11 protein-coding genes are annotated in these 13,413 nt (G+C 38.4%); 5 read left to right on the forward strand and 6 right to left on the reverse strand.

Annotated elements, in window-relative coordinates; all coding sequences use genetic code 11:
• Positions 1-25: 25 nt before the first annotated feature.
• The 4 genes from WAE64_RS08235 to WAE64_RS08250 all read right to left on the reverse strand — a co-directional run bounded on the left by WAE64_RS08235 (position 26) and on the right by WAE64_RS08250 (position 5,943).
• A complete protein-coding gene (locus WAE64_RS08235) occupies positions 26-1,156 on the reverse strand; it encodes a DUF4249 domain-containing protein (protein ID WP_340235783.1) in 1,131 nt (376 codons plus the stop codon).
• Between the two features lie 28 nt (positions 1,157-1,184).
• The gene (locus WAE64_RS08240; protein WP_340235784.1) at positions 1,185-2,327 is read right to left on the reverse strand and encodes a DUF4249 domain-containing protein; all 1,143 of its coding nucleotides are present in this window, start codon (positions 2,325-2,327) and stop codon (positions 1,185-1,187) included.
• Between the two features lie 34 nt (positions 2,328-2,361).
• Complete coding sequence (locus WAE64_RS08245; protein WP_340235785.1) at positions 2,362-3,402, reverse strand: DUF4249 domain-containing protein; 1,041 nt, start codon at positions 3,400-3,402, stop codon at positions 2,362-2,364.
• A 150-nt stretch (positions 3,403-3,552) separates the two neighbouring features.
• Positions 3,553-5,943, reverse strand: coding sequence for a TonB-dependent receptor (locus WAE64_RS08250; protein WP_340235786.1), 2,391 nt, complete (start codon positions 5,941-5,943; stop codon positions 3,553-3,555).
• A gap of 155 nt (positions 5,944-6,098) precedes the next feature.
• Between WAE64_RS08250 and WAE64_RS08255 the strand changes: the two genes are divergently transcribed.
• Positions 6,099-7,451, forward strand: a complete 1,353-nt coding sequence (locus tag WAE64_RS08255) for a M24 family metallopeptidase (protein ID WP_340235787.1) — start codon at positions 6,099-6,101, stop codon at positions 7,449-7,451.
• Between the two features lie 103 nt (positions 7,452-7,554).
• Here the strand turns inward: WAE64_RS08255 and WAE64_RS08260 are convergent, their stop codons facing one another.
• A complete protein-coding gene (locus WAE64_RS08260) occupies positions 7,555-8,466 on the reverse strand; it encodes a hypothetical protein (protein ID WP_340235788.1) in 912 nt (303 codons plus the stop codon).
• 457 nt (positions 8,467-8,923) lie between these two features.
• Here WAE64_RS08260 and WAE64_RS08265 point away from each other — a divergent pair, with 457 nt between their 5' ends.
• The 3 genes from WAE64_RS08265 to WAE64_RS08275 all read left to right on the forward strand — a co-directional run bounded on the left by WAE64_RS08265 (position 8,924) and on the right by WAE64_RS08275 (position 11,326).
• The gene (locus WAE64_RS08265) at positions 8,924-9,616 is read left to right on the forward strand and encodes a response regulator transcription factor (RefSeq protein WP_340235789.1); all 693 of its coding nucleotides are present in this window, start codon (positions 8,924-8,926) and stop codon (positions 9,614-9,616) included.
• Positions 9,613-10,983, forward strand: a complete 1,371-nt coding sequence (locus WAE64_RS08270; RefSeq protein ID WP_340235790.1) for a sensor histidine kinase — start codon at positions 9,613-9,615, stop codon at positions 10,981-10,983. The genes WAE64_RS08265 and WAE64_RS08270 overlap by 4 nt, the downstream gene beginning before the upstream one ends.
• 145 nt (positions 10,984-11,128) lie before the next feature.
• On the forward strand, positions 11,129-11,326 hold the full coding sequence (locus WAE64_RS08275; RefSeq protein ID WP_340235791.1) for a hypothetical protein: 198 nt from the start codon (positions 11,129-11,131) through the stop codon (positions 11,324-11,326).
• 209 nt (positions 11,327-11,535) lie between these two features.
• Here WAE64_RS08275 and WAE64_RS08280 read toward each other — a convergent pair whose 3' ends face one another.
• Entirely contained in the window at positions 11,536-12,348 is an 813-nt protein-coding gene (locus WAE64_RS08280; RefSeq protein ID WP_340235792.1) for a mechanosensitive ion channel family protein, read from the reverse strand.
• Between the two features lie 226 nt (positions 12,349-12,574).
• Between WAE64_RS08280 and WAE64_RS08285 the strand changes: the two genes are divergently transcribed.
• Positions 12,575-13,312: a sulfite exporter TauE/SafE family protein gene (locus WAE64_RS08285; RefSeq protein WP_340235793.1), complete on the forward strand. Its 738-nt coding sequence runs from the start codon at positions 12,575-12,577 to the stop codon at positions 13,310-13,312.
• Positions 13,313-13,413 lie beyond the last annotated feature (101 nt).

Below are 13,413 nucleotides of genomic sequence, written 5' to 3' on the forward strand. Positions count from 1 at the left end.
ATGTTATAATATTCAGTTAGTAAACCTAGTTTATCCACCCTTCCGGTCTGGACGGAGTACGTGTGTTACTCTCGTTGCATGGAGCTAATGGCGGGCGTGAAGTATCACTCTGTGAGGGTTCATATACAATGGGGTGGTCAACAAGCCCTATAGGGGCAGCTAAGCCTTTTGCATTTTCTCGGCTTATCCAATATCTTTTAGAACGCACACTTGTTACCATAAAAAATCCAGCCACAGCTTCATCTTGGTTACTTATATTTTTTACATTACCTATAATAGCTGCAGGCGGAGTATCTACTAAACTACCATTGTTTTGTACCTGGTCTGCCAGTAATTTCAAATATCGGTAAGCTTCTGCAGAAATAGATTGTTGCTTAATCTCAATTAAAGCACCAGAGCTGGCATAGTAGGGGATTTTTCCGACAAGCCGACCTAAGATAGGTTTTCCATTAGAAAAAACATCAGTAAATACATTCAGGTCTTTATTATAGAACATGTCCCAGCAAGCACCATTGCATGTGTAATCATAGCTTACGTCTGAATAAGCGGTTTCTGCTTTGCAACGAGCCGGAGCAGGAGTAAGAAAGAATCGGCCTCCTATACAAGTAGCACAGATGTTTTGTCGCTCCCATAATTTCCAGGTCCACATATAATTGTTTTTCTGGTCAGCGGGGTCATTAGTATCTATATATACATAATGGGCAGGGTTAAAACCAAGAGGTGTTTCAATGCCATCGAGCCTGAATTCGTCATATATCTGAGTAATCTCCGATGCACTAGTCTGGCGCTCCTCAGCCGACTCATATTTAGTACCATCGTCTTTCTGAAAGGCTAATTTATAAGTATCCCCAACCCTTGTATGAAACGAGATAGGCAATACATATACCCCTTTTCCTCTTTCTGTCAGCACAACCCTCTCAGTATTATTTACTATAATTTCTACTTTGGCATTTGTTACAGGAATTTCATAAAAACTATCATTGCCGCTGTAAGAATCTATAATCTTAATTGATTGCTCTCCTGATAAATCATTAATCGTTGCATCAACCGTTAGTATTTTTATTTCTTGTTGTTTTTCTAAGCTAAAAGGCTCTACGCAAGCATAAAACATCAAACAAATACTTAATAGCAATATGAAACTTTTGTTTTTGAGCATTTTATTTATTCTGAAATAGTGTTATATCTTAGTTTACCCAACCTTCAGGCTCTACATTGGCTCTGAATCTGCTCGGTTTGCAAGGAGCCAATGGCGGCCTTGGTGGGTCTGGGAATACAGAGTTTGGTTCATAATTAAGTTTATGCCCCAATATACCTGTTGGTATTGCACCAGAGTTAAGCGCATTTTCACGACTTAACCAATACCTTACTGTCCGAACCCCTGAAACCATAAAAAAACCTGCAATAGGTTCATCAGGAGTCGTCATATTTGTTATGTTACCAACTATTGCCGCCGGAGGGGTATCAACAAGGCTACCAGTATTTTGGCCCTGGTCGGTTAATAGTTTCAGATAACGATATGCCGCTGGTGTAACCGACTGTTGTTTTATTTCAATTAATGCTCCTTTTTCTGAATAATAGGGTATTTTAGCCACTACACGCCCAACAATGCTCTTGCCATTACTAAATACATCACTAAATACATTCAGGCTTGTGTTATAGAAAATATCCCAGCAATTACCGTCGCAGGCATAATCAAAGAAGGGTACTTCTTTATATTTTTCTTCATATACACATTGGCCATCGGGTGGAGGTGAAACAAAGTATCTGCCATTTGAGCAAGACTTACAGATAATCTGTTTTTCCCATAATCTCCACGACCACACATAATTGTTTTTTTCATCAGCCGGGTCGTCGGCATCAATAAACACAAAACTTGCGGGATCGTAACCGGCTCCTGTTTTTATTCCTTCCATACGAAACTCATCATATACTTTTTTTATCTCAGGCACGCTCGTCATTACTTCTTCTGCTGACTCATATTTTGTGCCGTCGGCCTTCTCAAAAAAGAGTTTATATACACTACCTTTTTTTACCCGAAACGAAGCTGGAAGCGCATACACTCCAGGACTTTTTTCTGTAAGAGAAACGGTTTCAACTCTATCAACTAATACTTCAACTTTGGCCCCTGTTACATTAAAAGAATAAACCACGCTGTTTCTGCTTTCAGATTCTGTAATGCTAAAGACCTGTTCTTCTTCTGTATCTGTAATTGTGGCATCTACAGTTAATATTTTCTGGCCATGCTGAAACGTTATTTCAAATGGTTCAACACACGAGCATATCCACAAACCCAATGAAACAATGACCCATATTTTATTTATTTTCATCAATTAAAAAGAGGTTTTATCAATAGTTGTATGTTTAATCTATCCAGCCTTCCGGTTTTGTTGGAGTGCGGGTAGGGCTTTTAAGGCAAGGATATGTAATCTGATTTGGTACTAAAACAGGCATTCGCCCTAAAAGCCCTACTGGAATTGCTTTGCCAATTCCGTTTTCACGATTGAGCCAATATTTTTGCTTAACTACTGTTGCTACTGAAAACACGCCTCCAACAGGTTCGGTTGGGTTACTAATGTTCTTTATGTTACCTACAATAGCCGCAGGTGGCGTATCAACCAGCGTTCCGTTAGTTTGTGTTTGCTCAGTTAATAATTTAAAATAATGGTACGCCTGCTCTGATACGGCTTGTTGCCTGATTTCAAGAAGTGCGCCATCAAACGAGTAATAAGGTATTTTAGCAATTAATTTTCCGAAAGTGGCTTTTCCGTTAGAATACACATCGCTAAAAACATTGAAGTCTTTGTTAGGAAGTATCTCCCAGCATTTATTACCACAATAATAATCGTAGTAATCTGTTTTGCAGAACCTTTGATTCTCCCACAAGGTCCAGGTCCAAACATAGAAATCTTTTTCGTTAGGGTTGTCTCTGAAATCTAAGTAAACATAATTAGCCGGAAAATCTCTTAATTCTCCTTTGATACCATCTGCTACAAATTCATCAAAGATTTTATCGATGGCAGCTGCTTGGCTTGTCTTTTCTTCACTTGATTGATATAAAGTACCATCAGGCATCTGAAATCTTAATTGATAAATAGCACCAGGAGCTATGCGGAAAGAAAATGGAAGTGCATAAATACCTTTTTTTGTTTCAATTAGGTTAATGGTTTCTGTTTTGTTAACTATAAGTTCTACTTTCAGTTCTGAAAGCGGAGAGTTATAGGTATTTTCGGCAAAATTATTAGTTATGTTAATATTAATACTCTGCTCTTTGTCAATATCATTCAGATTAGCCTCAACTACCAGATATTTTTTGTCACTGTATACATCAATCTCAAACGGGGTTACACAAGAGCCTATTACCAGCACCAAAGCAATGAGTAATATTTTTGAATGCCGGCTCATCTTAAAAAACGAAAGAGAGGCTAAATAAATGTATTATTGACAAATATAACTATTCAATGATAGTTTAGAAATTAATAATGTGCCACGGGGGTATTTAGTAGATGAAACCCTGTAATTACACGTTGAAAAGCCCTATTTGTATAGGATTGGCTAAAAGTCTATCTGAAAACTTAAAACGGGTACAAGTCCATTACCTGCTTTGCGGAGTTCAAGTTTATTTTCAACGCTATTATACTGTATACTAGTAGTGTTTATTCTGTTGGTTGCGTTTTGTACATCTAAAGAAACAACAGTTGCGTATTTCCGGCGATTGGTGCGGTACGAAATCCGGCCATCAATACGGAAATATGCAGGCGCTTGCAGCGAATATTCGGCACCTTTGCGTGTAACAAATTTATTTTGTTTAAGCGATTCTGCTTCGTCTAATGGTGTATATCTAAATCCACCATTGTAGATAGACCGCCCACCGAGCTGTAAAACCGAACCATTTTTGAACAAAAACTCACGCCCAAAAGTGAGGGCTGTGCTGAAAACATCGTTGAATGAAGAGTTGTACCACTTACCATCTATGGTTTTGTACCTTGAGTCGAAGATTGAGCCTGTAAGTACTAAGTAGTATTTTTTTGAAAAAGACCTTTCTATAGCCACATCTAGGCCATAATTGCGGCCTTTACCTTTGCTTACCACGGCAAATTCAGGGAAATTATCGGAGAAATTAAGCATCCAATAGGCTGAACCTATCTTATCTTCTACCGGAACTTTGTTTAATAGCTGATAATAAGCTTCGGTCGAGAATTTCCAAAGGCTTGGCGTTACATAGTTATAACTCAATATAAAATGATTTGACCTCGGGAATGCTAAACTTTTGTTTGGTTTTGACTCAGTAATTACGCTTGCCACAGTATCTTTTCGGGTATAGAAATAGGCACTCATAGGCAACAACTGGCTATATAAACCATAAGCAAAGCTGAATGTATGCGCATTAGGCGAGCGATATTGTATTGATAAGCGAGGCTCGAGCGCAGTAGTATTGTTCAGAAAAAGGTGCATTAAATGAAAACCCGCATTGAGTGTAAGACCTTTGCCTAGATTCTGCACTATTTGTGCATAGGCTTGTGCTGTTTGGGTACTGCCGCTGCCACTTACCGATACTTGTCGGCCTGCATTCAATTGGTTTATATCGGTGATGGAGTTTCGGGGAGCGGTTTCTTTAAAGAAATCAAAGTTGATATAATTTAGAATTGCTCCTGTTTTCAGGCGTGTTTTGTTGTTGAATCGGTAGTTATAAGCTACTGAGCCTGCTAATCGGAATTCTTTGTAGGCTTGTGTATCATACCTGAATCTTTCATCTTTTATATTCAGTGTGTCAGAAAAACGTTTGATAGAACTGCCAATTATAGCAACTACATATTTGAGCGACGATTTCTCATTAATATTGCTTGTGTGTGTTAGTCCCACTGTTCCCATATTGGCAGGTCTCAATCTGTCTTCCCAATTATCGGCTTTACCTAAAATACGTTCTTCGGGGTTTTTAACCGGAAAATAGTGTTCTGTACTTAGGCCACCTAATCCAAAAAGGGTCGTGGTTTTCTTGCCATCTTTACTATGAAAAGCCAGATTGAAAGATAAATCCTGAAATAGGTTCGAAACTCGCTCACCTACCAGATAAAAACCCATTTGGCTCAATAAGCCTAAAGTAGAGTAACGGTAATTGACCAGATAAGACGAGCGACCTTTAGCAATAGGGCCTTCGGTTGAAAAATCGAGTCCTAAGAGGCCAATTTTAGTTCTGTATTCTCTTTTCTGCTGATTCCCTTCTCTGAATCTTATATCAAATGCTCCTGTAATGGCATTGCCATATTCGGCGGGCATACCTCCGGTAAAAAAATCGGAGCGGCTTAATAGCTGTGCGCTAAAAACAGTAATACCGCCACCACCGGAGCCAGGCTGTGCAAAGTGATTAGGATTAGGTACATCAATGCCTTCGAGCCGCCACAGAATACCAAAAGGGGAGTTGCCTCGTACTATAATTTTGTTTTCGTTTTCGTCTCTGCCTGCTTTTACACCCGGATAAGCCAAAGCCATACGGCCGGGGTCATTAACCGAAGCAGGAATCCGCTCGGTTTCTTCTACCGTAAACGACCTCGCACTTACAAATGCCAAATCATTTACAGGGCGGCTGGTGTTTTGCGAAGCCGTTATTTTTACTTCTTGCAGGGCATCTGTTGCTTCGCTTAGTTCTATTGTTAAAACTACTTCTTTGGCTGAGTTCAGAATAAATTCTTCACTTGAGTAAGTTTCATAACCAACCGAGCTACATTTAACTGAACGTCGGCCAATGGTTACATTAGGTATAGAGAATGTCCCAGAGGCATCGGTAATAGCGCCTTGTGTAGTGCCTGTGATTTGTATTGATGCCCCTATAATCGGCTGGCGTGTAATGCGGTCAATTACGCTGCCTCTTACAACCTGAGTTTTGTTTTGTGCAAAGAGTGTAGATAGGAAAAATAGGGTAAAGAATATAGTAAAGCTTAGTTTCATAGAGTGTAATTAGGTTTTAAACAAATATATTCAAATAAAATGAATAAGCATGGCTGTAAGAGTAATTGTATAAAAATGTTCTGATGGTTGATGTTTTTTAGCTAAGTCCATCTATCTTTAGGGCTCCGAATTAAACTAAGCTAGCTACCTTCATCATGAAAAAAATCTTATTGTTTGTCCTCTGTTTTGGTCTTGTTATACCTCTTTTTTCACAATCGTCTATCCCTCGTATCTTGCCCGAGCGTGAGCGTGCCACAGTAATTGATGAAATTCTGGAAGACAGAATGACGAATCTTTTACCTCAACTAATGAGGAAAGAAGGGATTGATATGTGGGTACTGATTTCGAGAGAATATAACGAAGACCCGGTTATGAAAACCATGTTGCCTTCGGTATGGCTATCGGCCAGAAGGCGTACAATGATGGTATTTTTTGATAAAGGAGAAAAAGAAGGCGTAGAACGCCTGGCTATTGCCCGCTACGATGTAGGGAATCTGCTGAAAGGGGAGTGGGATTTAAACACAAATCCTGACCAATGGGATGCCTTGGTAAAAGTGATAAAAGATAAGAACCCTAAAAAAATAGGCTTGAATTTTTCGGAACATTATGCACATGCCGATGGGCTTACCTACACCGAGCACAAGGAGTTTATGGCTAAACTACCTGCCGAGTTTCAGGCTAAAATAGTGTCGGCTGCTAATCTGGCTGTTAATTGGCTTGAAACCCGCACAGAGCGGGAAATGGTAATTTATCAGCAGATATGCCGCATTTCACATGAGATAATTCAGGAGGCTTTTTCTGATAAAGTGATTCAGCCGGGCGTTACCACTACCGACGACGTAGTGTGGTGGATGCGCCAACGAGTAACAGATTTGGGCTTAGATACTTGGTTTCATCCAACAGTAGATATTCAACGACTTGACCCCGAGAGTTTCGACCATCTGCGTACTTTTTCTAAACGTCCGCAAAAACAGGTGATTTTACCCGGCGATTTGCTTCACTGTGATTTCGGAATTACTTACCTGCGTCTTAATTCAGATCAGCAACAACACGCCTACGTGCTTAAAGCAGGAGAGACCGACGTGCCCGATTTTCTGAAAAAAGCTTTTAAACAGGGTAATCAATTACAAGACAACCTGACTGATAACTTCAAAGCCGGGCTTACAGGCAACGAAATTCTGGCCAGAGCTTTGGCACAGTCAAAGAAAGACGGTTTGCGAGGTACTATCTATACTCACCCAATCGGGAATCATGGACATGCCGCAGGGCCAACCATTGGTATGTGGGATAACCAAGGCAAAACCATTGGTAGTGGAGATTATCCGCTCAATTTTAATACAGCTTATTCGATAGAACTAAATGTATCGGTTGATTTGGCTGAATGGAAAAAGCCTATCAGAATTATGCTTGAAGAAGACGGCTTTTTTAACGAAAAAGGTTTCAGGTATATAGATGGCCGTCAGACCGAAATTCTCCCGATTCCACGAGTACTTTCAAACGTGAAATAAGGCTCTTAAAAAAGAAATTGGTAAAGATAATTGCAATCTTTACCAATTTTAATCAATATGAATCCCAAAGCTAAAAATGCTTAATAATACTATTGGCAGAGTCTTATCTTAATCTGAACTCTACTTTTCCTAAAAATACTGTTTCGGTGAAAAGTTCTGCCATATATACGCCCGACTTCAATTTTTCATCTAATTTATATTTTAGAGTAACCCGCTGAGGGTTTCTGGTAAAATCTACAGCCTTAGTCAGGTGTACTGTTACAGGGTTCATCACCCCTTTTATGTTTACATTTATCGGTTTCGCTTTCGAGTCTTTCAGGGGTTTCTGAGTGATGTCTTTCAGACTTAAATATACAATTTCGTCAGTACTACCTTTGGCTCCATCAGGCAAATCAAACATAATGGTTATGTCTCGTGCCTTGCGGCCTTTCACTATCAGTTTTTCTCTTCGGTTTGTTATATCTACCCGAAATGCATTTGCTCCCAGAAGTGTAGTAGATTTTTCTTCTTCTTTGGGCAGGTAGCTGGTGTTATTCTTAGTATCGTTCAGGCGTCTTAAATCTTCGTTTTCTCTGGTAAGCCTTGAGTTATCAGCTCTTAATTGAGCATTTTCCTGTTTTATCATAGCCAACTCATTATTCAGAGATTCTCTCAGGTTTTTTAATTCGTTTACCTGTTTTCTTAAAGCAGCTAGCGACTGGTTTTCTTTTTGCAGGCGGCTCAGTACTTTGTCTTTTTCGGCTAGTTTTTCGTTAATACTCGAAAGCGATGCCGCAAGTGTTTGATTCTGAGTAGTAGCCGCTTCGAGTTCGGCCGATATACCCTCTAATTCTTTCTGAAGATTGTCTCTTACTACTTTCAGTGAGTCGGTGCGTTTGCTTAAAACCTCATTTTCTTTTTTGAGTGTGCCCCCGAGCCTCCATTGATACCCGCCCCATAAGAGCGAAAGCAGGAGTAAAATACTAATGGCAGCGGCATAGGTTCTGGTCTGGTGTTCTGTGGGTTGTTGGTCCATTGTTAATAGATAGTTTAGGAAATTAAAAACTATAGAAAGCGCTGCGAAGTTAGTACTTTAAAAAGAAATATACGTAGCAAGACAATAATTCAAGTCTATTTTTTATTCAAACAATAATTTTTAAACATGCTCTTCTGTTTGGGGTGATTAAAGAACTGTTTGAATATATATAATCAATAATTTTCGGTATATTGTGCTTAATATGTTGGGTATTAAACAAGCTTTTAACCATCATACAATTTTAAGCCATAAATCTTTTTTGACCTTGAAATGCACCTTAATTGTTTCTTAGAAATAAATTAAAAAAAAATAAATGATTAAAAACAGTGCTTTTGGTGTTGTATCTTTGAGTAAACGTTTATGTGTTGAAATAAAGCTAAATGTTCACTAAAACGCTCAATAATACAACACTCATTTAAGGCTGAGAACTGGATAATTTTAAAGATAGCGAACTGAAATGTCGGCAAAAAAAATTCTGATAATTGAAGATGATCAAAGAATTGCTCAATTATTAACACGTGGATTAACAAATAAGGGTTTTGAAATAGAGGTAGCATATAATGGCACTTTAGGTTTAAGAAGAGCAGAGTCTATCGACTTTGACCTGATTATTCTTGATATTAATCTACCCGAAATGAATGGCTTTGAGGTGTGTAAAAGTATCAGGTCGTTTAAACCCAATCTGCCAATATTGATGCTTACTGCCATGAGCGAAATAGAAGATAAGATTGAAGGTTTTGAAGCAGGCGCAGACGATTATATCGTAAAACCTTTCGATTTCAGAGAGTTATATCACAGAGTAGTAGTAGCGTTAAGACACAATAACCCTGAGCCTGAGAGTGTGGGGAATGTGGTTAAAATTGCTGACCTGGAGATTTTTCTTGATAGCAAACTTGTAAAAAGAGCCGGCAATGAAATACGCTTAACTGCCAGGGAATATGACTTTTTGCTGTTTTTGGTACGAAATCAGGGCAGAATTATTTCAAAGCCTGAAATAGCTACCAACGTATGGGACATACACTTTGATACCGGTACAAATGTAATAGAGGTATATATAAATATTCTGCGCAGAAAAATCGATAAAGGTTTCGAGCCTAAGCTAATTCATACCCGCCCGGGACTAGGCTATATGATAAGGGAAAGTGCATGAAAATTCAAACCAAAATAGCGATTCAGTTTTCAATAATCGTTGCAAGTTTATTGTCGCTGTTTTCATGGATAATCTATCAGCAATCGGCTTCTTATAGAGAAGAAGAGTTTATGGAGCGCCTTAAAAATAAGGCACTAACTACGGGTTCTTTCTTTATAAAGGTCGATGAAATTGATAAAGCCTTACTAAAAATTATTGATAAGAACACCCTTACGGCTTTACATGATGAAAAAATATTGATTTTTTCAGATAAAAACGAGTTACTATACAGCAATATAGATGATATAGTGATAGATTATGATGCCGCTTTACTAGATAGGGTAAGGGAAGCAAAGTATATAGAGTTTCCGAGTGGAGAGAATGAGTCTTTAGGCTTAGTTTATAATCTTGGGCAAGAACACTATGTTATATTAGCATCTGCTTTTGATAAGTTTGGTAGAAGCAAACTGAAAAACCTGAGAGAAACACTTGTTGTAGGCTTAATTATCGGTATTTTAATTACTATTTTACTAGGTATTTTCTTCGCCGGAAATGCTTTGAAGCCCGTCAATATATTTATAAGTAAATTAAGTACTATTACAGCCAATAATCTAAGGCAGCGCATTGAGCACGATAGTAAAGATGAGATAGGACTACTGGCTGCTGCTTTTAATAATATGCTTTCACGTTTAGAGCAATCGTTCGAACTCCAGAGAAGTTTTGTGTCTCATGCTTCGCATGAACTACGTACACCCCTGGCGGCTTTGAAATCAGAAGTGGAAATTAGTTTGGAAGAGAACCTTTCCATAGAGCAACATAGAGGGATTTTGCAGAATATTCGTCAAGACATTAACCGTTTGATAAACCTCTCCAATGACCTCTTACAGATTGTACGCCCATTTAAATCTCCATTAATTAACTTCGGCGAAGTCCGTATCGATGATATTATTTTTCAGGCACAAGACGAACTAGGTCTAGGTAAACCTGAGTATCGTATTACGGTAAAATATGCACAAGAGCCCGAAAACGAGTATTCTATTATTGTTTTTGGCAATGAAGCCTTACTCAAAACAACGTTTATCAACCTGATAGATAATGCCTGTAAGTATTCGCCTATGCAGCAGGCAGAGGTAATTATAGACTTTAATAAAACACATACCATAGTAACAATTAAAGACGAAGGAATAGGTATTCCGAAAGAAGACCTTGAAACCATCTTCAAGCCTTTCTATCGTTCAAAAAATGCCCTTAATATATCTGGTTTTGGCATAGGGCTTTCGGTATGTAATAAGATTGTAGAACTCCACAAAGGAAAGATAGATATTAAAAGCGAATTGAATATAGGTACTAAGGTAATTGTTCATTTGCCTAATGCCGCCAATAATTGAGGTTAAAATTTTAATCATGGCAATATAGATTTAACCCGTGTTTAATTTGAGCTTATAATGGTTTTAATAGTTAGAGATTTAATTTGTATCAGAAAGTTCGCTGGTCAGGCGGGTAACCCAATACAATTTTAAAACTATTACAATCATGAAAAAAACAGTTTTGTTAGCAGCTTTCGCAGTTACTATATTTGTTGCTCCGGTTACATTTGCCCAAGGCGGTAAACCTCAAGGCCCTAAAGAAAAAGCTAGTACTGGTGTAGAAAAGAAAGAAATGAAAAAAGAACAAAAAGTAGCAGATAACGCAAAGAAATATCATCATAAAAAGGCAAAAAAAGAAGCTTAGAAAACTTTAATGCAAAACACGAGGCTGTCTCAAAAGTTTTTTATACCAAATAATATTTGGAAAAGACCCCACCCTAACCCTCCCCAACAATGGGGAGGGGACTAAAAAGCCCCTCTCCCCACAGTTGGGGAGAGGGGTTGGGGAGTGGGGTCTATACCTTGCCAAATAATATTTTGTGCCGTTTTCTTTTGAGACAGCCTCGTTTGCTTTTATATCTTAATACCCTCAGCTACAAAGCGTTTTTTGATTGCCAGTAGCAAATCTGATTTCATGGCAAAAGCCTTAGTTGATGATTTACACCAGACACTGAGCCTTAAAGTAACCCACGAATCAGATAAATCAAGTACTTGTACCATAATAGGGGTAATTTTCTCGGTAGCAGATGGTGGCAACTTATCTTTGCTTACATCATAAAAATCAGGATGGCTGGCCGCAATCTCTTTTAAAAGATTCATGGCTTTTTCTATATCATCAGTTACTATCTTTACATCAATCTGATTACACACTTTGTCATCAATAATACTCGAGTTAACAATATAGTCTTTAGTAATAAGTGCATTCGGAATAATTATATGGCGGTTTTCTGCATTATTGATAACCGTGAATTGTAGCGTAATATCTTGTACAATGCCGTTATTCCCGTTAGGTAATTGTATAGCATCGCCGATACGGAAAGGCTTATTGATAACAATAAAAATACCGCTCACTATATTTCCAAAGGTTTGTTGTGTGGCAAGACCTATCACCACCGATAAAATACCTGCACTGGCCCAAAGCGTAGTAGCCAGTTTTTCGAGCCCCGGAATCAGATGCAGAATCAGAATAATAGCTAAAGCAAAAATGACAAAACTAATGGCATTTTTCATAAAGCTAAAAGTTGTAGCATTGATTCGGAGATTGTTGGCATTACGCCTTGAGTATCTATTGAGAGCTTTACGTGCTAGCTGTGATAAAACAATAGCTACAACGAGCACAACAACGATACTAATAGAATGAAAAAAATCAAGGAAGTAATCTTTCATATATTTGTAGTGGATATTGATATAAGCCACAAAGTTAAGCCAAGATACCCTAAAATGCTAATTGAAGCCATTAAAGCTAGCTTGTATATCAATCTGCGTAATACTAAATTTTAAATTTGCGTACACAATAAACCTGAAAATTATGCAAATAGTTGTTTTGTGCTTTAATTAAATTGCTGATATTGCGTTATGTTTTTGAAAATATAACGATAAGCACACCCTAAGCATGGACTCTTCTTTGTATCTGTTACTCTTTTTACTGGCTATTGTGGCATTTCTTTACTCCTCAGTAGGGCATGGGGGCGCCAGTGGTTATTTAGCAGTAATGGCATTAATAGGAGTAGCACCATCTATGATGAAATCTTCGGCTTTGGTTATGAATCTTGCCGTGTCGTTATTTTCTTTTATTGGGTTTTATCGGGCCGGGCATTTTAAATTCAAATTGTTTCTCCCGTTTGCGCTGGCAAGTATTCCGCTGGCCTATCTGGGTGGAACTATGACATTGCCCGATAGTATCTATAAAAAAATACTGGCTGCTTGTATTCTGATTTCTATTGCCCGCTTAGTGTATCAGTTCCGAAACGAAGAAACGCCTAACCTCCCTGTGCCTCTATGGGCGAGCTTACTGTCGGGCGCAGCCATTGGTTTACTTTCTGGTATGATAGGCATCGGTGGCGGCATTATACTAAGCCCGCTGATGCTATTGATGCGATGGGCAAAACTGAAAGAAACGGCTGCTATATCAGCTTTATTTATCTTTGTTAATTCCCTTTCGGGTTTGTACGGGCAATTATCAAAAGGCGGTGTACATCTTACGCCCGACTTACAATGGGCTGTAGCTGCCACCATTTTTGGGGGCTTGTTAGGTTCGTATTTCGGTAGTCAAAAATTCAATATCCCTACGCTTCGCTATCTATTGGCTTTTGGTTTGGTTATAGCTTGTATGAAGCTGTTTTTTACCTGATTTTATTCACAGGTTTCTTATAATATATCTTCTATTATTTTCACGGAAAAGCAAGAAAAGGGAAGCAGATACTATTATGTTTCTGCAAGAATACTATCTTT

This window comes from Emticicia soli, from assembly GCF_037860775.1.
GTDB lineage: Bacteria > Bacteroidota > Bacteroidia > Cytophagales > Spirosomataceae > Emticicia > Emticicia soli.